Below are 21112 nucleotides of genomic sequence, written 5' to 3'. Positions count from 1 at the left end.
TTAATATTTTTTCTGATCTGCTTTCTGGGGTATTCACAAACAAAAATTAAAGTTGTGGATGACGCCAGTCAAAAGCCTGTCTTTAAAGCTAAAGTATCCTGTGACAATACGGTTATCGGATATACCAATGAACAAGGTATTCTGGAATTTAAAACAGGATGTAAAAATATTGATATTGAAGCGGATTCTTATCAGAAAGAAAGCCTTACTGTAGAGAGCAGCATGGAAGTTTCCCTGCTGAAAAAAACATCCAGAACCACCAATATTGAAGCGGTGGTGATTGAAGATAAAAGTGATCCCAGGGCTTTGGAAATTCTAAAAAAGTAAATAAGCTCTGGAAAGAAAACTCTCCGAAAAGCTTAGGTTCCTATTCTTACAAATCCTATGAAAAAATTTCCCTTGATATTGATGAGGACAGCCTTTCTCAGTTTAACCAGTATTTTAATGATCTAAATATTTTCAGGAAAAAAGGGAAAAAGACTCTTTGAATAATATTACCGCAAGCAAAATCTTTTCAAAAAGTAAGCTGTTTCTCTGGGAAAGGGCTCAGGAGTTTTTATATTCCAAAAAATACGGTGAAAAAATCAATATTCTGGACAACAGAATTTCAGGTCTGAAGCAGCCTATTTACGAAATGATCGCCCTTCAGCAGAGTAACAGGGATGTTGTTCCCGAACAGGTAAAGCCGGAGAACAGAGGGCTATACAGATTCTTTCTTTCTGATACCGTTACCCTGGACGGAAGAAAAACCTTTGTGATCCGTTTCCGTGAAGTGAATTACAAAAAACCAGACAGAAAACGAAAATATAACGGTGCCATCTATGTGGATACTGAAACGTACGGAATCAAAAAAATCGAAAATTTCAGTAAAAATAAAAACGAAGGAATCATTACCAGCACCTGGGTATTTTACAATAACAAATGGTTCCTTGCCCACGAAAAAGCCAAGCTAAAAATGGGTAAAATGGCTATGGATGACAAAGTGCATGCAGATGATAAGAAAGACAAAAAAAGCTTTGGTACCTACGCTTTCCTCACTTCAAAATATTTTGATTTCGAATCTCCTATTGAAGAAGATCCCAAAGATTTCAAAGGCTACACTTTCTCGGTAAAAAATATTGACGGACAATCACTGGACCGCTACAGAACCGAAGCTCTTACTGAAAGAGAACAGAACACCTATAAAACTATTGACAGCTTAGGGAAAAAATATAAAATTGACAGCAAAGCACAGATCTTGTCAGGATTGCTGAACGGACAGATCAGAGTGGGTTCTGTAGATTTTGCAGTGGATGAAATTGTGAATTACAACTCTTATGAAGGATTCAGACTAGGTTTAAAAGCCAAGCTTAATGAGAATTTTGATCCGCATTTTTCACCGGATTATTATTTCGCCTACGGGGTAAAGGACAGAAGATGGAAATACGGAATGGGGCTGGATATGAAAACCACACTGGAAAAAACTCTTTTTCAGATTTGAGGTTTATGATGATGTAACGGCCTCAGGAGAGTTCAACCGAAAGCTATGGAATTTCAAAATGAGAATGATGAACTTCGGGAATAACCTTAATAACGACAAATACTTTCATTTTAAGGGAGCTACATTATCTTATATGAATGATGTCACCAACGGTCTAACCCTTGCCCTTGCCGTAAGAAGAAATACCGAAGAAGCAGAGTTCGATTATCAGTTCAGGGACAGAGGCACTTCATACAGAAACTTCAATACCCTGTTTACCCTGAAGTATTCTCCGAATTCAACCAATATTATGACGCCTCAGGGAAAATCCCTGATCGATCAGAAGTATCCTGAACTGTACTTCAACTATGAGCAGAGCTACAAATTACTACAGGGAGATTTTAATTATTCCCGTTTTGACGCCCTGTTTGTTCATAATTTCAAAACACCCATCGGAACTACTGGTTTCAGAGTGTACGGAGGAGTTGTTCTGGGAGGAGCTCCAATCTGGAAAAACTTTACGATGAACGGACTTGCTTCTCCGGGAAAAGACTTTAATTTTAACCTTACTTCTTACCTTGGGTTTGCCACCCTGGAGGGCGGAAAATATTATAATGATAAATTCGTAGCCTATTATTTCACTCACAAACTGCCCTGGTATTTAAAAAGCTTCGGACATAATATTTCCAGCTTTGATTTTGTCCTTAGAGGAACTATCGGGGATATGAAGCATCCGGAATACCATCAGTTTAAGTTCAGAAAGCTGGACCATCTTTATCAGGAAGTCGGTGTGGAATGGAGCAATTTTCTTTCCAGCTATTTCAATCTTGGGGTATTCTACAGAGTGGGTTATTATGCAACACCTCATTTCAAAGAAAATTTTGCTATTCAGTTTAAACTGAAGTTTCTGGAATTTTAATATTCCCGATCTTTACAGCAAAAATTATACATTATACATTATACATTATACATTATACATTATACATTATACATTATACATTATACTTAATATCATGCAGAAAATCGAGATCAAAGCAGAACAGTTTTTTGAATTATTAAAATTAAAAGACACTCCGATGTGGGAGATTTTCTCACAGATGATTGATGGAAATGAAAAAGAAATTATCTTTTTAGACAATGAAGAAAAGATTCTTTTTAATTATATTTTACCTTCCACACAGGAGAAGCTGGAAGAAGACAGGAAGGAATTTTCAAAGCAGTTTTCAGAGAAATTAGCTAACTTTAATTAAAAGTTTGTATGAATAAAAATTATGTTTTCTGCCTGTTAAGCATTTTTCTGTTGACCCTTGGAAGTGCCCAGACCTATAAAACCATTGGTTTCCGCTATCAAAGAATCTGACCTCCGCACCGATATGTATCAGCTTGCTGCAGACCAGTTCTGGGGCCGTGAAGCAGGAACCCCGGACGAATTAAAGGTTTCCATGTGGCTTGCTGACAAAGCCAAAGAAGCAGGAATGAAACCTGCCGGAGATAACGGAACATTTTTCCAGTTCTTTGATATGTACAGACATCAGGTGATCCCGCAAAGCACTCTGAAAATCGGAGACAACAGTTTAAAATTATGGAAGGATTTCCTTGTTGCAGAACCAGTGAATGCTTCTGTAGACGCTGAAATTGTATATGCAGGAAACACAGAGCCTGAAGATCTTGCCAGACTGAATATCCAAGGAAAAGTTCTTGCAGTAAACGCATCCGGCAAAAATATTTCTAAGGATATGACCCTTTTTGTAAGAAGATATCCTGGATTTGTAAGAAATAAATATTACAATAAAGCTTCTGAACTGGGAGCCAAAGCCATTATCTTCATCACTGATGATATCTCCGAGCAAAGCTGGGTAGAAGTACTGCCTCAAATGACAAGAGGAAGCTACGGCGTGGAAGGGTTAAGAGAAAAAATCACAAATAATATTCCTGTTTTGTGGATCAAAAGAGAAAATGCAGCTTGGGTAAAAAACAATCCGAAAGCATCTTTAAACCTGATCACTGAAACCTACAAATACCCTTCAGTAAATATTATCGGGAAAATAGAAGGTACAGATCCTGTTCTTAAAAACGAATATGTTTTGCTAAGCGGACATCAGGACCATGACGGCATCAGACATCCTGTAAAGAACGATACCATCTATAACGGTGCTGACGATAATGCAAGTACATGCGTTGCAATGTTGGCTATGGCAAGAGCTTATAAAAAGCAGCCGGGAAAAAGAAGCATTCTGTTTGTTTTCCATGGAGCCGAAGAGAGAGGGTTATTAGGATCGAGATGGCACGCAGCCCACCCTGTTGTTCCGAAAGAGAAAATTGTAGCTGTTCTGAATGGTGATATGATCGGAAGAAATGACAATAATGAAGCTGCTTTATTGGGAGGCAATGCTCCTCATAAAAATTCTGAAGAGCTCGTGAAAATGGCCGAAGAAGCCAATAATGAAAGTACAAAATTCAAATACCTGAAAGATTGGGATTCTCCAAGTCATGCTGAATATTTTTATTTCAGAAGTGATCATCTTCCGTATGCTAAAATCGGGATTCCGGCGATATTTTTCACCAGTGTACTGCACGACCAGTACCACACTCCGCAGGATGAATCTGAAAATATCAATTACAAAAAGCTTTATAAAATGACTGAGTGGATGTATAGAACATCCTGGAAAGTAGCTAATGAAACGGAACGCCCAAAAGTAATTGCGAATTTTTCGCTTGAAAGATAATATATTAGATTTAAGAAGAATTTAAGTTGTAAGGAAAGTTAAGATTCAAATTCATTTGAATGATGCGTTCTGCTTATTCAATATCGAAAGAGATTTCTTCATTATTCTTTTGTCTTGAAACAAAAGAATCAAAAATTCAAGACTCAGAAACTTCCGCTAAAAATGAAATCTGTTCTCTAAAAACTTTAAACTGTGCGGAAACAGTCTATATTTAGAATCAAATGGTCCCGCACTCAGACAGTAGAGTTTTTTTAACGTTCACAGAATTCATTTTCTTAACGCTTCAGTTTCTTATTTGACATTGTCAAAAAAACAAAAAGCTTCACGGATTGTGAAGCTTTTTCATTTCATCATTGTGTTTTTAGAATCTGATTGGGTACAAATAATTTAATTTAAATATCATTTGGAACATTAAGAAGATTCAGATTGTAAGGAAAGTTAAGATTCAAATTCATTTGAATGAACCGTTCTGCTTATTCAATATCGAAAGAGATTTCCTTCATTATTCTTTTGTCTTGAAACAAAAGAATCAAAATTCAAGACTCAGAAACTTCCGCTAAAAATGAAATCTGTTCTCTAAAAACTTTAAACTGTGCGGAAACAGTCTATATTTAGAATCAAATGGTCCCGCACTCAGACAGTAGAGTTTTTTTAACGTTCACAGAATTCATTTTCTTAACGCTTCAGTTTCTTATTTCGCTTTTTAATGTCATCAAAGAAATATTTCTCTTTTTCAATCTACTTTTTTTAAATCAGCAAATTCATCAGCGCAGGATCATTATTCAGATAGTTGACAAAGAAATCATATTCCTTCATCTTACTCATCAAAGGAGGAAAATCTCTGTTTTTTTCAGCGCAATTCCCACAACTGCAATTCCTTTTTCTTTTGAATTTTTTGGGTGTATTCAAAATAGGTAATATCATCATCCGGTCCCAGCACATCCATTACAAAAGTTTTTAATGCTCCGGGACGCTGCGGAAATCTTACCAAGAAATAATGTTTTAATCCTGCGTGCAGCAAGGCTTTTTCCTTGATTTCTTCCATACGGGTGATATCATTATTGCTTCCGCTGATAATACACACTACATTTTTACCTTTTATCTCTTCTTTATATTTGTCCAGTGCTGCTACTGAAAGCGCTCCGGCCGGTTCTACCACGATAGCATCCTTATTATACAGTGATAATATGGTTTCACACACTAATCCTTCATCTACTGTAGCCATATCATACAGGATATTTTTACAGCGCTCGAAAGTAATGTCTCCCACCTGCTGTACAGCTGCCCCGTCTACAAAACGGCTGATCTTTTCAAGAAGAACAGGTTTTCCCTTTTCAAGGGCTTTTTTCATGCTCGCAGCTGCTGAAGGTTCTACACCAATAATTTTTGTTTGCGGCGACAAATGCTGAAATACAGTGCATATTCCTGCTGCCAGTCCGCCGCCGCCTATCGGCACAAAAAGATAATCCACCATACCTTCCGCCTGTTCCAGGATTTCCAGCGCTGTTGTAGCCTGTCCTTCAATAATCGCCGGATCATCAAAAGGATGAATAAATACACTGTCATGCTCTTTGCAAAACCTCATCGCAGCGTCTTTAGATTCATCGAATGTATCTCCGAATAAAATAACATCAATGTATTCTCCACCAAACATCTTTACCTGTTCGAGCTTTTGTCCGGGGTTGGCAAAGGCATAAAAATCGTTCCTTTCACTTTCATGGTATGGCATGCAAAGGCTACTCCCTGCGCATGATTTCCGGCACTGGCGCAAACGGCTCCTCTGGAAAGTTCTTCCTGTGACATGGTGGCCATTTTATTGTATGCACCCCTTATTTTATAGGATCTTACTCTTTGCAGGTCTTCCCTTTTAAAGCTGATGCTTGCTTCATAAATGGCTGACAAATTATTATTGACAGCCAAAGGTGTTTTTACCACTACATCTTTTAATCGTTCCTCCGCTTTATAGACATGCTCTAAAACGGAGGAACTTACTTCCTCTTTCATCATCTTTAAGTAATTAATTGTTTTCGGGTCTCAGGCTGCGCACTGTCTTACCGGCTTTCCACATTTCGCTTTCTCTCAGCTCAGTAAGTTCGGCTTCCAGTTTTTCACGATAATCCGGTTTGCTGTTGCTGTCAATCGAGCGTTGTGCTTCATTTCCTTTAGCTACGTTGTCATACAATTCTTCAAACAAGGGCGAAGTAGCATCTCTGAAACGTTTCCACCAGTCCAGTGCACCTCTCTGAGCGGTTGTGCTGCAGTTGGCATACATCCAGTCCATTCCGTTTTCTGCCACTAATGGCATTAAAGACTGCGTCAATTCTTCTACGGTTTCGTTAAAAGCTTCCGAAGGGCTATGCCCATTTTTTCTCAATACATCGTACTGAGCGGCAAATATTCCCTGTACAGCGCCCATCAGTGTTCCCCGTTCTCCGGCAAGGTCACTGTATACTTCTTTTAAAGTCGGTTTCAAACAGATACCCGCTTCCTATTGCAATTCCCAATGCGGTTACTCTTTCTCTGGCTTTTCCTGTAGCATCCTGATATACGGCAAAACTGCTGTTCAGACCTCTGTCCTGCAGAAACATTCTTCTCAATGAAGTTCCTGAACCTTTTGGTGCTACCAGAAAGACATCTACATCGGATGGAGGAACAATTCCTGTACGTTCGTTGAATGTAATCCCGAAGCCATGTGAAAAATACAGAGCTTTTCCAGGGGTAAGATGCTGTTTTACTTTTGGCCAGTATTCAATCTGTGCGGCATCACTCAGAAGATAGCAGATAATGGTACCTTTTTCCAGAGCCTCTTCGATTTCAAATAATGTTTCTCCCGGTACAAACCCGTCCGCTACTGCTTTATCCCATGATTTGGAGTTTTTTCTCTGCCCTACAATGACATTAATTCCGTTATCTTTCTGATTCAACGCCTGCCCTGGTCCCTGTACTCCATATCCAATGACTGCCACAACTTCGTTTTTTAATACTTCCTGGGCTTTTTCCAACGGAAATTCTTCTCTTGTTACTACATTCTCCTCTACGCCTCCAAAATTCAATTTTGCCATTTTTTTTGATTTTATTTATTACTGATTATGATGTTAATTTCTGAGCTTAGCTCGCGTGTTCTACTGCCGTCAGGTAAGGATTCCTATGATAATGCACTTCCAGAACGTCAACCTGCTTTTCCATCTGTCTGCTGATTTTCTGAACAGAATCTTCCGTTTCCCTGATCACAATGACAAACTTTTTTACTTTTTCCATTTCTGAAGGACCTACATTAAAGGTCACCATAGAAATTCTCCTTCTTGAAAAAATAGCATTGATACGGCTGATCAATCCTAAATAATCTTCTGTATACGCTGTAATGGTATATTCTTTATGATCTGTTTTCATCTTTTTATTTTTAAACTTTATTATTTAGTACAATCTCCGAAACACTTTTCCCTGGGGAATCATCGGAAATACATTGTGTTCTTTTCCTGTCATCACTTCAAGAAGGAAAGCTCCTTCATGATCAAGCATTTCGCGGAGTGCCCACTTCAGATCTTCTCTTTCAGACACTCTGTTTCCCTGAATATTGTATCCTTTTGCCACCTGAACAAAATCAGGACTCTGAATATCTACTGAGGAATATCTTTCTTCGTGAAACAATTCCTGCCACTGTCTTACCATTCCCAGATAGCAATTATTAAGAATTAAAATTTTTACCTCAGGATGATACTGCATAATGGTTCCCAGCTCCTGGATATTCATCTGTGCTCCGCCATCACCCATCACTGCAATAACAGGCCGGCCGGTTTCCGCATAGGATGCTCCTATCGCAGCGGGAAGACAGAACCCCATCGTTCCCAGCCCTCCGCTTGTCACATTGGTACGGGAATGTTTGAAATGCGAGTAGCGGCATGTTGTCATCTGATGCTGTCCTACGTCTGTCACAATTATGGCTTCACCTTGTGTCATTTCATTCAGAGACCGGATCACTTCTCCCATGGTAATCTCTCCTTCATCAGGATAAAGTTCTGTATGAATCAGATTGATGCTTTCCACTTCATGGCATTTTTCAAATCTTTCATGCCAGGCATGATGTTCTCTTTTTGCAACCCTTTCCGTAAGAAGGGGAAGGGTATGTTTGCAGTTACCAAGAACCGGGACATCAACTTTTACGTTTTTATTGATCTCTGCTTTATCAATATCCAGATGAATAATTTTTGCCTGTTTTGCGTACTGATCCAATCTTCCTGTTACACGGTCGTCGAAACGCATTCCTACAGCAATCAGAACATCACATTCGTTGGTTAATATATTCGGGCCATAGTTTCCATGCATTCCTACCATTCCTACAGCCTGCGGATGATTGGTAGGGATGGCACTCATTCCTAAAACAGTCCATGCTACAGGAGCTCCTGTTTTTTCAGCAAATTCTAAAAATTCATTTTCCGCTTTTCCCAGCATAATTCCCTGTCCTGCTATGATAAATGGTCTTTCAGCCTCATTTATTAACGATATTGCTTTTTCAATACTTTCAAAACATGGTTCGGGATCCGGTTTATAGCTTCTCAATGAATGGCATGGAGTATATCCTTTATAATCAACAGACTGTAGCTGGGCATTTTTAGTCACATCAATCAACACAGGACCGGGACGCCCTGACTTTGCAATATAAAATGCTTTTGCCAATACTCCGGGAAGCTCATTGGCATCAGTGACCTGATAATTCCATTTGGTAACAGGACTTGTAACGTTCATTACATCTATTTCCTGGAAGGCATCGGTCCCCAGAAGGTGTTCAAAAACCTGTCCTGTAATACAGACCAAAGGGGTGTTATCCAGCAACGCATCTGCTAATCCTGTTACAAGATTGGTTGCTCCGGGTCCGCTGGTTGCCAGCACTACCCCTACTTCTCCTGATACTCTTGCCAGCCCCTGTGCTGCATGTACTGCTGCCTGTTCATGGCGTACAAGAATATGCTCCAGTGTTTCCCTATAATCGTAAAGGGCATCATAAATAGGAATAATAGCTCCACCCGGATATCCGAAAACGGTTTTTATACCTTCCTGCAGAAATGCCTCGAGAATGATCCGGCTTCCGGTAAGTTGTATTTCTGTTGATAAATTCAGGTTTTCCATATACTTTTATTGAGTGATTTCGTCCGTTACACAGCCTTCTGCAGCCGATGATACTGTTAATGCATATTTATAAAGCAATCCTTTCTGTACTTTAAGAGGAGGTTTTTGCCATCCTTTTTTTCTTCTTTCTATTTCTTCTTCTGAAACTTTAAGCTGTATGGTGTTGTTTACCGCATCTATTTCGATCAGGTCATCATTATGTACAAAAGCAATAAGACCTCCTTCATGCGCTTCAGGTGTGATATGCCCTACTACAAAACCATGGGTTCCTCCACTGAAACGTCCATCTGTGATTAAAGCAACACTGCTTCCCAGACCGGCTCCTATCAATGCACTTGTTGGCTTCAGCATTTCCGGCATTCCGGGAGCCCCTTTCGGGCCTTCGTGGCGGATGACAATGACATCTCCGTGCTGTACGGTTCCATCCTGAATTCCTCTGATCAGATTTTTTCGCCATCAAACACACGGGCTTTCCCTACAAAGCGCTCACCTTCTTTTCCTGTAATTTTAGCAACACTTCCTTTTTCCGCAAGATTTCCGTACAATATTCTCAGGTGTCCGGTAGCTTTTACAGGTTCTGAAAGTGGCTTTATAATTTTCTGAGTATTAAAATCCAATCCCGGAACATCTGCCAGATTTTCGGCTACTGTTTTTCCGGTAACGGTAAGGCAGTCTCCATGCAGTAATCCCTGTCCCAGTAAATATTTCATTACCGCCGGGGTTCCTCCATGTTCATGCAGATCCTGCATCAGGTATTTTCCACTCGGCTTCAGGTCTGCCAATACCGGAGTCTGATCGCTCATCTTCTGAAAATCATCCTGAGTAAGAGGCACCCCAACACTTTTCGCCATGGCAATAAAATGCAGAACAGCATTTGTACTTCCTCCCAAAATAACAATAAGGCGGAGTGCATTTTCAAATGCTTTGCGGGTCATGATATCTGAAGGTTTAATATCTTTTTCCAGTAGTACTTTCAGATATTTTCCTGCCTCAAGACATTCTTCCTGTTTTTCTTTGCTTAAGGCCGGGTTGGAAGAGGAATAAGGAAGACTCATTCCCAGTGCCTCTATAGCAGAAGCCATTGTATTGGCGGTATACATCCCTCCACATGCCCCAGCTCCGGGACAAGAGTTTTTCACCACTCCGTCAAAATCTTCTTCAGTGATTTCTCCTGCAATCTTTTTGCCCAACGCTTCAAAAGCAGAAACAATGTTAAGCGCTTCCCCTTTATAACAGCCTGGAGCAATAGTCCCCCCGTACACCATGATCGAGGGTCTGTTCAGTCTTCCCATTGCGATAATGGTTCCTGGCATATTCTTGTCACAGCCTGGCAGAGCGATCAGTCCGTCATAATATTGTGCACCGCAGATCGCTTCGATACTGTCTGCTATCACATCACGGCTTACCAGAGAATAGCGCATTCCGTCTGTTCCGTTGCTCATTCCGTCACTTACGCCGATGGTATTAAAAATCAGTCCGGCCAATCCGTGTTCCCATGTTCCCTTTTTTACTACCTGAGCAAGATCATTCAGGTGCATATTGCAGGTATTCCCGTCATAGCCCATACTGGCAATTCCGACCTGAGCCTTATGCATATCTTCTTCTGTAAATCCTATCCCGTACAACATGGCTTTGGCGGCCGGCTGTTCACTGTTTTGCGTGAATGTTTTTGAATATTTATTTAACATATTTATCCTGCATTTTCTGTTCTTTTCTTCTCTTTAAACTGAACTTTTTTACTAAATTTTGATTCAAAACTACATTTTGTAATATTCTTTTCATTTCCGGCTTGTCTGAAAATTACAATATTCAATGATTTAAAAAAGACATTTACAATATTGATAATCAATAATTTAAATTCTAAAAATTTACAATGACAGAACTCTTACCAATTTTAAATATGCCTGCTGTACTCTTCTACTTGCAGTATCTTCCCAATTTCTGGTAAAAGGAACATCATCAAGTGAATCCAGAGCCACAATTTCTGCTGCCGTACCACAGAAAAAACCAGCATCTGCACCACGCATTTCCTCCGGTTTAAAGAAGGTTTCTTTTACCGGAATTTTAAGCTCACTACAAATCTCCATAACAGTTTGTCTTGTGATTCCCGGAAGGATACTTCCCTTGGCCGGTGTATACAAAACCCCGTCTTTTTCGTAGAAGACATTGGCTCCTGAGCTTTCGGCAACATTTCCGTTTTCATCCAATACCAGTGCTTCATCATAACCTTTGTCTTTGGCATCCTGACAGGCTAATATTGAGTTTACATAGTGCCCTCCTACTTTAGCTTCAACCTTGAAAGCCTTAGGATTAGGACGTTGAAAAGGCGAGGTTATGATTTTCATTTTATCTGCCAGATATCCGTTATTCCATTCCCAGGCAAGAAGTGACAGGTAAGATTTCTGTCCTTTTGAAAGTGACATATTGGGAGAGCACGTAACCAATGGACGGATATAGGCGTCTGTAAACCCGTTACGTTCCAGCAGCTCATAGGTAAGATCTGTAAGCTGGTCTACAGAATAATCGAAGGGTATGTGCATCAGTTCTGCTGATCTTTTCAGTCTTTCATAATGTTCTTTTGCCTTGAAAATCCTGGTTCCGTGATCTGTGTTGTAAGATTTGATACCTTCAAAAACCGAATAGCCATAGTGTAAGGATTGTCCGTAAAGATCCGTTCCGGCATCTTTCGCTTTCATAAATTTTCCGTCAAAATAGATGGTCGTGTCGTCGTTGTAATACATGTTATAGAGATTAAAAAAATTAACAAATGGAAATAAAAAAAGCCCTCTCACAGTGTGAGAGGGCTTAATATATGTACAGTCATACATCTTCCTTCTCACAGTCGCAAGGGAATAATAATGACGATAATAATTACTGATAATAACTGATACATACTCTGTATTCTAAAAATTAAAACAAAAAAAGCCGTTTCAAATATGAAACGGCCTATATATAATTTAAATTAAAATCTGTTTAAAATGCCGCTTCCTTACTGTTGTTAATGACAACAGCAATAATAGAAATGACAATAATATTTTTCTGATTCGTAAAATTCATACTGCAAATGTATAAACTTTTTAATAACCCACAAGTTTTTTTGACACTTTTTATTTTCTTTGCAAAAAACGGGTCAAAGTTTCCTTTGCCCGGGCAACATCATGAACCCTTACAATCTTTGCTCCCTGCTCCAACACTTTCATATGAAGTTTCTGGGTTTCTTCATTAATGTCCAAAGGGGATTTACCAAGAGGCTTATAAATAAATGACTTTCTGGAAATACCTATCAATAAAGGAAATCTGCCAAATCCAAGATATTCAACTTCGTCAATCATTTTCATCTGGTCTTCTACTGTTTTTCCGAAACCAAAACCGGGATCCAGAATGATATCGTTCACTCCTTTTTCTAAAAGTTCTTTTGTTTTTTGAGAAAAATACCGGTTAACTTCCAGTGTAATATCTTCAAATCTGATTTTATCATGCATGGTTTCATAAGACGGATTCACATGCATCAGGATATAAGGAAGCTTTGTCTGAGCTGCGGTATCAAACATTTCTGCATCATACTGTCCACCGGAAATATCATTGATCAGATCAATCCCTTCATTGAATCCGAATTTCACTGTTTCCGCATAAAAAGTATCCAGGGAAACCAGGACTTCCGGAAACTCTTTTTTAATCAGAGAGATTATATTTCCGATCCTGTTGATCTCTTCTCCGGCGCTTAAAAATTCTGCGTTGGGACGCGTGGACTGCGGGCCGATATCCAGTATTTCAGCTCCTTCTTTCAATAGTTTTTCAGCATGTTCCAATGCTGATTTTTCATTATTGAATTTTCCGCCGTCAGAGAAAGAATCCGGGGTCAGGTTGAGAATTCCCATGATCTTTGGGGTGTCCAGCTGTATCAGACGCCCGTTGCAGTTGAGTGAGTACGTTGGAGCGTTGGAACGTTGGAGGGTTAGAGAGTTGGAGGACATGAGGTTAAGGTTTATAATTGATTGATGAATGATTTTGTACTGCAAAATTAGTGATTTATAGCTTTTAAGAGATAAATTGAGGCTGGAAGTTGGAAGTCAGGCCAGACACTCAAACATCTTTACTCTCAAAACACTCCCACTCTTACCGTATCCCATATTCTGTATCCCGAAACTAATCAAACAATCCAATCCTCCCACTCACAAACTCAGCTCATCAAATTCAAAAATCTGAAACCGAATTCGTATATTTGGAAGATTAAGAAAATTTATGCTAAAAACATCAGTACAGTTCGGGAAAGTTATCAGTCAGTGCCGTGATCTTTTCGGTAAAAAATTACAGGATTACGGAGCAGCATGGAGGGTTTTAAGACCAAGCTCCATTACAGATCAGATTTATATCAAAGTTAACAGGATCCGTACGCTGCAGATGACCGATAAAAAAATGGTGGATGAGAGTGAGGAGGATGAATTTATCGCAATTGTCAACTATTCTATTATTGGGCTTATTCAGCTTGAGAAGGGCCTTTCCAATGATTTCAATGAAAATAAGGAAGAAATTTTAAGTCTGTATGACAAATATGCCAATGAAGCAATGGCTTTGATGGAAAGAAAAAATCATGATTACGGTGAGGCATGGAGAGATATGAGAATTTCTTCGATCACGGATCTTATTTATCAGAAAGTATTAAGAACCAAGCAGATTGAAGATAATCAGGGACAGACCATCGTTTCGGAAGGGCTTGATGCCAACTATTTCGACATGCTGAATTATGCTGTCTTCTGCCTGATCAAGTTCTCGGAAAAAGAAAATCAATTCGAACCTAAAAATATTTAATATGATCAAAGGTATATTACGCTTTATTATTGCTGTTATTTTTATCCTTTCAGGCTTTGTGAAAGCTGTGGATCTGGTAGGTTTTTCTTTCAAAATGGAAGAATATTTCGCTCCTCCGGTTTTCAATATGCCATTTTTAGAAAAGTTTGCCCTGCTGTTTTCCATTATAGTAGTGGTAATGGAACTTTTCTTAGGATTCATGCTGCTGCTTAAACTAAAGCTTAAATTTACCTTATCCGTATTAATTGCCCTTTGTATTTTCTTTGGATTCCTTACTTTCTATTCGGCTTATTTTAATGTGGTCACAGACTGTGGCTGTTTTGGCGACGCCATCAAATTTACGCCGTGGCAAAGCTTTCTTAAGGATGTTGTGCTTCTTGTTGGGCTGATCATTTTATTCGTCCTGTATAGAAAAGAATTCCGTAAAAAAGATGCGTACGGAACTACTTCAAAAGAGTCATCAAATACAGTGAAATATGTTCTGTTAACAGTATTTTCTCTGGGTATGATCTATGTTATGGCCCAGGGAATTATGCATGAACCGATCATTGATTTCCGTGATTATAAAATCGGAACAGACATCAAAGCCGAAAAAATTAAAATTGACAAAAATCCTTCTGAGTACAAGACTTTTTATTCTCTTAAAAATCAGAAAACAGGGCAGGTCGTAAAAGTAAACCAGGATGATTATATCAAAAAAACAGAATACTGGGCAGAGGGTTCTCCATGGAAAATTGAGGATGGAAAAAATGAATCTGTACTGATCAAGGAAGGATACAAGTCTGAAATTGTGAAATTCAAGATTGAAGATCCTACGGGAATGGATGTCACCAATGAAATCATTAATGCTCCCAAAGCTGTTCTGATTTTCTCCTATCATCCAAAAGATGTTCCGGCTGATCTGCTTCAGAAAGCAGAAGCAAAAGTCAATGCCCAGAAAGGAGCTCTTATCTATGGAATTTCCACAGAGCCTAACACTTTCAAAACTATCAGGAATGTATTGATGGATGGAACTGCTATTAAAACAATAGCGAGAAGCAATCCTTTTGTCCTGATCCTTGAAAACGGAAAAATTGTAGATAAACAGCCTGCCAAGGATTACGTTAACTAATGATGAATGATGAATTATAAATGATCTTTTTGACGAAAGCTAATCGTGGATCTATTATCTATTATCAAATTTAAACACTAAACTTAAACATATAAAAGCTCATGCAAAAATCAAATAAATCAATCGCCGGTTATCACTTATTAATGATCCTTTCTTCTGTAGACGGAGAATTTGCTCCTGAGGAAGGAATGCTGGTACAGCAATATCTGGCGGATGAATTTCCGTTCAGAATGAATCTTGACAACGAGTTGGAAACCCTGGCTCTTTTACAGCCGGAAGAATGGAAAGATCATTTTGAATTCCATGCAAGATGTTTCCATGAAGATTCTACAGAAGACGAACGCAAGAAATTTGTTCAGTTTGCAAAATCTTTGATCAAAGCTGATAATAAGGTAACTGAAGAGGAACATACATTCTATGTTTTGCTGAAAAACCTTTGGGGATTATAACCTAACAAAAAATTAAATCAATCAATATATAAATCTTATGAGAAGAAAAATAGTTGCAGGCAACTGGAAAATGAACAAAAATGTAATTGATGCACAACAATTAATGATTCAGTTACTAAGCTATAAAAATAATAATGCTACCAACTGTGAAGTTTGGATCGCTCCCCCTTCATTATATCTGATGATGGCCAAAGACATTTTTGAAAAGGATGAGATCGGTGTATTTTCTCAGGATATGAGCGAGCATGAAAGCGGTGCTTATACCGGTGAAATTTCTGCAGATATGCTGGAATCTATTGATGCTACAGGTTCATTGATCGGGCATTCTGAAAGAAGACAATACCACGGGGAAACTGATTCTCACTGTAACAGAAAAATCAAACTGGCTCTTGATAAAGGTCTTATTCCTGTTTACTGTAACGGAGAGACTCTTGAGCAGAGAAAAGCAGGGCAGCACCTGGAAGTCGTAAAAAATCAGACTGAAGTGGCACTTTTCACGCTTTCTGCTGAAGAAATTAAAAAAGTGGTGATTGCTTACGAACCGGTTTGGGCTATCGGAACGGGAGAAACGGCAAGCCCGGAGCAGGCTCAGGAAATCCATGCTCACATCAGAAACATTATTGCGGCAAAATACGGACAGGAAGTTGCTGATGAAGTTTCAATCCTTTATGGAGGATCTGTAAAACCGGACAACGCAAAAGAAATTTTCTCTCAGCCGGACATCGACGGAGGTCTGATTGGAGGAGCTGCTTTGAAACTGGAAGACTTCTCTAAAATTATTGAAGCTTTTAACTAAAATTTCATTGATCTAAAAATAAAAACGGCGGAATCTCTGATTCCGCCGTTTTCTTTAAAAAAATCTAATTATTGAATATCGACTACATACATAGTTCCTTTGTCTACTTTACCTGTTTTAGGTAAAATTTTGGCTTTAGGGTTTCCGTTTCCATCATCCACCACTCCGAAATCATCATCATTGAAAACAGCCAGTTTATTGTTTCCTAAATAAACGATTCCCTCAAATTTATCATGCTCATAGCCCAGTTTTGCTACCAGATCCACTGCCAATGTTTTGGTAACAGCCTTTATTCCGGCATTCGTAATTTCATCCCATGAGCATTGCTCCAAAGCTTTTCCGTTAACTTTCATTCCGTCAACAGCGTTAATATCTGCACCGTTTACATCTGTTGCGTTACTCAGATTGATTCTGTAGACTTTTTTAACGCCTCCCTGAGATCCGAAATTTCCATCTCTTTCAATGACTAAGAATTCACTGTTACTTATTGCTGTGATATCACAAACCGAGTCAGAAGCACCACCATCCTGTCTGTATAAAAACTGCCTGGTCTGTCCTGTTATAATATCGAAAGTTACGATTCTTGTTAAAGTAGTATTGGTTGCCAACGCTTTGCTGGGTACATACATCATAGACTGTATGGTTCCTACCAGTGTTCTGCCGTCCGGAGATATACAAAGTCCCTCCATCCCTCTGTTAGCTCTTCTTTTTGCTAAAACAGCAGGCAGTTTTCTTGGTCCTGTATTTACACCAACCGGACTTATTCTTTCCATTTCAATTCCATCTGCACTGTAATGTACAATGTGTGGTCCGTATTCATCAGAAACCCAGAATGTTCCGTCAGCTGCTGCCACAATACTTTCGCTGTCAAGACCGTACTGATCGATCAGTACCTAAAACATTTCCGGAAGCATCATATGCAGTCTCTCCTGTACTCCCCATTCCTGCAGGATTTGGAAGCCCTGTAATAGGCTGCCCGGAAGGATTTTTAAGCTTGATATATTTAATCACCTCAACATTTCCGTCTGCATTGATTTTAAAATGCATAATGGTTGGGGTAAAGTTAGGGGCAAGGAATTTTTTCCCGTTCTGGAAATCAGTATTAGGACCTCTGTCTGTAATGACATAAAATTCACCTTTTCTTGTAGGATGAGCGGCTGCTCCGGAACCAAATCCGCCATTGATAACATCTACTCCGTTTATCGTAGCCAGCTTTGTAAATGGAAATTCCTGAGGCAGCTTTGAATAATTAATGTCCTGATTAATTATTGTTGTATCATCGTCACTTTTACATGATGCCAATACTGCCAGCACTACAGCAGACCATAGTAATTTTTTCATATTCACTTTTATGGCAGCGAAAGTATAAATTGATTGTAAACTGATCTTGAATGTAATGATAATTGTATTTTAACAATGTTGAGTGGTTGCCAGCTTTAAAGTCACCCCGTCAAAAATTCTTTGAATTTTCGCCACCCTCCAAAGGATGGGAATTCTTGCTTCTTCAGCTGAGAATATGGTCTGGATTGTAGATTTTTTCTGATGTATTTCTTCATGAGTGATTGTGACTGGGTTCCTCCAGACATTATACTATTAGAAATCTTAAAATATAATCAAACAAAAAACCGCACCAGACTAGACTGGTGCGGCTTCTTATGATTTTAAAAATCAATTATTTTTTCTCTGTAGATCTTTGTAAAACCTCATCTACCATTCCGTAGCCTTTTGCTTCTTCAGAAGTCATCCAGTAATCTCTGTCAGAAGATTTTTCTACCCACTCATAGGTTTGTCCCGAGTGATGAGCGATGATCTCATAGAGCTCCTGCTTCAGTTTCAACATCTCTCTTAAGTTGATCTCCATGTCAGAAGCAACCCCCTGGGCACCTCCTGAAGGCTGGTGAATCATTACTCTTGAGTGCTTAAGTGCAGAACGTTTTCCTTTTTCTCCGGCAACCAGTAATACAGCCCCCATTGAAGCAGCCATACCTGTACAGATTGTTGCTACGTCAGGTTTGATGATCTGCATCGTGTCATAAATACCTAAACCTGCATAAACACTACCACCAGGAGAGTTGATATAGATCTGAATGTCTTTTGATGGGTCAGCACTTTCCAGGAATAAAAGCTGAGCCGTAACGATGTTGGCAACCTGGTCATCAATACCTGTTCCCAGGAAGATAATTCTGTCCATCATCAGACGGGAAAAAACGTCCATCTGTGCAACGTTTAATCTTCTTTCTTCCATGATGTACGGAGTAAGATTCGTTGGTCCATACATTCCCATATACTGATCGGTTACCAAACCGCTGTTTCCTAAATGTTTTACAGAGAAGTCTCTGAATTCCTTTTTAATGTCCATATTTCTATTATGTATTATTTTAAAATATTATCGAAGTTTAAATTACAATATTTATTCCTAAAATTTTATAGGACTTTTTGTCACAGCCTTCCAAAAAAATCTGACTTTAAACTATCTCTTTCTATCTACATAAATCCCTTTGATAGGTGAATATTCGATGATATTACTCAACCGGATGGAAGCCTGCTTCAGCAAAGTGATCTTTTTGATCAGCTCGTAATACTTTATTTCATCCGTATTGCTGTACTGATCAAGTTCTTTGGCTGTTTCTTTGATCAGATAATCAATATATCTGTATTTATGTAATAAAATATCCCCTTTGATCTGATCTGCCACTTTATCTCCGTAATTGGGAGGATAAATATTTCTGGAAGCCCAGTTTTCAAGCTCATCCAGCGGAATCAGAGCATCCACAACTTTTGTGGTAATCTCTTCATCCATAAAAGATACAAAAAAGTTTCCACTTCTCAGCTCATCCTTTTGAATTCCTTCCCTCACCTGATTGATAATGATCTCATTTTCTTTGACTAAAAATGCATACTGCTCTTCTTCGAAATGGTGAAGAATTTCTTCAATAACGGTAATCTGATATTCCTCATTCTGCTCATTTCTCCTTTTCAGGATAATGTCTCCGAACATCAGCATATGATCCACCAATTTGTTCTCCATGAATAAGACATCATACAGAAAAGGATCTTCTTTTTCCTGATCAAGAGGAACAATCTCCATCTTCGGAGCTGCTGCTTTTTCCTTTTGCTGCTGTTGAACATGATGCGTCTGATTCTGCGTGATCTGCTTCTGAACATCCAGTTCATTGAAAAGACTCTGCTCGGAAAGTCCGAATTTATTGGAAACCTCTTTAAGATACACTTCTCTTTTCAGGGCATTCTGTACAAAGGAAACCGATTTTACAATATCCCTTATCGCCTCAGCCTTTTTGATAGGATCGTTTCCTATATCTTTTAACAGAATTTCCGCTTTAAAGTCGATGAAATCCATCGCTTCATTTTCGATATACTTTTCAACGTATTCCTGCGGATGTTTTCTGGCGAATGAATCCGGGTCATCTCCATCAGGGAAAAGCAATACACGGATATTCATTCCTTCTGTCAGAAGCATATCAATACTTCGGAAACTGGCTTTAATACCGGCATTATCTCCGTCAAAAAGAATCGTTACATTTTCTGTAAGTCTCTTAATGAGTTTAATCTGCTCAGTAGTTAAGGATGTTCCGGAACTTGCCACAACATTTTCAATTCCTGACATGTGAAGTGAAATCACATCCATATATCCTTCCACCAAAAGACAGGCATTCTTCCTTGAAATAGCCTGCTTGCTCTGGTTTAATCCATAAAGGACATTTGATTTATGGTAGATCTCCGTTTCCGGTGAATTGAGGTATTTCGCTGTTTTGACATTATTTTTAAGGATCCTTGCCCCAAAACCCAATACTCTTCCGGAAAAACTGTGAATCGGGAAAATGACCCTTTCCCTGAAACGGTCTACCCCTGCAGGAGTATTTTCCGGGAAAATAGAAAGTCCGGACTTTTCAAGAATTTCTTTAGTGTATCCCTTTTCCAGCGCATATGCCGTAAAGGCATTCTTTTTCTCAGGAGAATATCCGAGCTGGAATTTTTTAATAATGTCATCCCGGAGTTCTCTCTTTAAAGTAAGAAAGTCCTATGCTCCTGCCTTCCTGATCATCCCAAAGAATCTCCTGAAAATAAGTATTGGCAACTTCGTGGATTTTATACAGCAGATCTTTTTCTGTCTGGGCATTTTTTGCTTCCTCAGAAATGTCACGCTGATCTTCTTCAATTTCAATTCCGTATTTTTTGCAGCGTGGCGGAGTGCCTCAGGATACGTAAAGTTTTCAATTTCCATCAGGAAAGAGATGGCCGTTCCTCCTTTTCCTGTAGAGAAATCTTTCCAGATCTGCTTACTCGCAGAAACTACAAAACTGGGTGTTTTTTCATCGTGAAACGGACTGAGTCCTTTGTAGTTAGACCCTGCCCTTTTCAACTGCACATACTCACCCACAATCTCTTCAACGCGGATGGTGGAGAATATTTTATCAATGGTCTGTTTGGAAATCATGCTGTAAAATTAAGTAATTTATGGTGAAGTTGGAACAGGCTGAGAATTTCAGGATTCGGGATTCGAGTTTGAGAGTGGGTACGGAATGTACTGTTTATAACTTCCATCTTCAGGCTTCTATCTTCCAGCCTTTAAATTTCTGGCTTAAACAAGTCATAATTCATTATTTTTGCAAAACAAAT

15 protein-coding genes and 5 pseudogenes are annotated in these 21112 nt (G+C 39.0%); 9 read left to right on the top strand and 11 right to left on the bottom strand.

Annotation, left to right across the window (positions count from 1 at the left end; genetic code table 11):
* Window positions 1-54: 54 nt before the first annotated feature.
* From OWR28_RS25875 to OWR28_RS25855, 5 genes are all read left to right on the top strand, one after another.
* Window positions 55-327 carry a hypothetical protein gene (locus tag OWR28_RS25875; protein ID WP_332389090.1) on the top strand — a complete coding sequence of 91 codons (273 nt, stop codon included), beginning with the start codon at window positions 55-57 and terminating at the stop codon, window positions 325-327.
* 157 nt (window positions 328-484) lie between these two features.
* Entirely contained in the window at window positions 485-1480 is a 996-nt protein-coding gene (locus OWR28_RS25870; RefSeq protein WP_332389089.1) for a hypothetical protein, read from the top strand.
* A gap of 64 nt (window positions 1481-1544) precedes the next feature.
* Window positions 1545-2378, top strand: coding sequence for a hypothetical protein (locus tag OWR28_RS25865; RefSeq protein ID WP_332389088.1), 834 nt, complete (start codon window positions 1545-1547; stop codon window positions 2376-2378).
* A gap of 94 nt (window positions 2379-2472) precedes the next feature.
* Window positions 2473-2709 carry a hypothetical protein gene (locus tag OWR28_RS25860; RefSeq protein ID WP_002980821.1) on the top strand — a complete coding sequence of 79 codons (237 nt, stop codon included), beginning with the start codon at window positions 2473-2475 and terminating at the stop codon, window positions 2707-2709.
* Between the two features lie 63 nt (window positions 2710-2772).
* Window positions 2773-4185, top strand: a complete 1413-nt coding sequence (locus OWR28_RS25855) for a M20/M25/M40 family metallo-hydrolase (RefSeq protein WP_494168541.1) — start codon at window positions 2773-2775, stop codon at window positions 4183-4185.
* A gap of 747 nt (window positions 4186-4932) precedes the next feature.
* Here the strand turns inward: OWR28_RS25855 and ilvA are convergent.
* From ilvA to folP, 7 genes and pseudogenes are all read right to left on the bottom strand, one after another.
* A pseudogene (gene ilvA / locus OWR28_RS25850) lies at window positions 4933-6192 on the bottom strand (threonine ammonia-lyase IlvA).
* A 10-nt stretch (window positions 6193-6202) separates the two neighbouring features.
* Window positions 6203-7247 (bottom strand): annotated as a pseudogene (gene ilvC / locus OWR28_RS25845) (ketol-acid reductoisomerase).
* Window positions 7248-7293: 46 nt separating this feature from the next.
* Window positions 7294-7575: an ACT domain-containing protein gene (locus tag OWR28_RS25840; RefSeq protein WP_002980829.1), complete on the bottom strand. Its 282-nt coding sequence runs from the start codon at window positions 7573-7575 to the stop codon at window positions 7294-7296.
* 10 nt (window positions 7576-7585) lie between these two features.
* Window positions 7586-9309: pseudogene (gene ilvB / locus OWR28_RS25835) on the bottom strand (biosynthetic-type acetolactate synthase large subunit).
* Window positions 9310-9315: 6 nt separating this feature from the next.
* A pseudogene (gene ilvD, locus OWR28_RS25830) lies at window positions 9316-10997 on the bottom strand (dihydroxy-acid dehydratase).
* Between the two features lie 180 nt (window positions 10998-11177).
* A complete protein-coding gene (gene ilvE, locus OWR28_RS25825; RefSeq protein ID WP_332389086.1) occupies window positions 11178-12050 on the bottom strand; it encodes a branched-chain-amino-acid transaminase in 873 nt (290 codons plus the stop codon).
* A gap of 366 nt (window positions 12051-12416) precedes the next feature.
* A complete protein-coding gene (gene folP / locus OWR28_RS25820) occupies window positions 12417-13283 on the bottom strand; it encodes a dihydropteroate synthase (RefSeq protein WP_494168540.1) in 867 nt (288 codons plus the stop codon).
* A gap of 268 nt (window positions 13284-13551) precedes the next feature.
* Between folP and OWR28_RS25815 the strand changes: the two genes are divergently transcribed.
* The 4 genes from OWR28_RS25815 to tpiA all read left to right on the top strand — a co-directional run bounded on the left by OWR28_RS25815 (window position 13552) and on the right by tpiA (window position 16474).
* Window positions 13552-14118, top strand: a complete 567-nt coding sequence (locus OWR28_RS25815; RefSeq protein ID WP_332389085.1) for a DUF1599 domain-containing protein — start codon at window positions 13552-13554, stop codon at window positions 14116-14118.
* Between the two features lies 1 nt (window position 14119).
* Window positions 14120-15229, top strand: coding sequence for a BT_3928 family protein (locus tag OWR28_RS25810; protein ID WP_332389084.1), 1110 nt, complete (start codon window positions 14120-14122; stop codon window positions 15227-15229).
* A gap of 101 nt (window positions 15230-15330) precedes the next feature.
* Window positions 15331-15678, top strand: coding sequence for a TerB family tellurite resistance protein (locus tag OWR28_RS25805; RefSeq protein ID WP_002980854.1), 348 nt, complete (start codon window positions 15331-15333; stop codon window positions 15676-15678).
* 37 nt (window positions 15679-15715) lie between these two features.
* Complete coding sequence (gene tpiA / locus OWR28_RS25800; RefSeq protein WP_002980856.1) at window positions 15716-16474, top strand: triose-phosphate isomerase; 759 nt, start codon at window positions 15716-15718, stop codon at window positions 16472-16474.
* Between the two features lie 68 nt (window positions 16475-16542).
* On the opposite strand, the gene OWR28_RS25795 is transcribed toward tpiA, so the two are convergent.
* From OWR28_RS25795 to dnaG, 4 genes and pseudogenes are all read right to left on the bottom strand, one after another.
* A complete protein-coding gene (locus OWR28_RS25795; RefSeq protein ID WP_332389083.1) occupies window positions 16543-17328 on the bottom strand; it encodes an esterase-like activity of phytase family protein in 786 nt (261 codons plus the stop codon).
* Between the two features lie 13 nt (window positions 17329-17341).
* A complete protein-coding gene (locus OWR28_RS25790; RefSeq protein ID WP_332389082.1) occupies window positions 17342-17815 on the bottom strand; it encodes a hypothetical protein in 474 nt (157 codons plus the stop codon).
* 331 nt (window positions 17816-18146) lie between these two features.
* Window positions 18147-18833 carry an ATP-dependent Clp endopeptidase proteolytic subunit ClpP gene (clpP, locus tag OWR28_RS25785; protein ID WP_002980860.1) on the bottom strand — a complete coding sequence of 229 codons (687 nt, stop codon included), beginning with the start codon at window positions 18831-18833 and terminating at the stop codon, window positions 18147-18149.
* A gap of 111 nt (window positions 18834-18944) precedes the next feature.
* A pseudogene (dnaG, locus tag OWR28_RS27445) lies at window positions 18945-20930 on the bottom strand (DNA primase).
* Between the last annotated feature and the right edge of the window lie 182 nt (window positions 20931-21112).

This window comes from Chryseobacterium sp. 1B4, assembly GCF_036631475.1.
Classification (GTDB): domain Bacteria; phylum Bacteroidota; class Bacteroidia; order Flavobacteriales; family Weeksellaceae; genus Chryseobacterium.
This window is presented reverse-complemented; position numbering and strand designations above follow the sequence as displayed.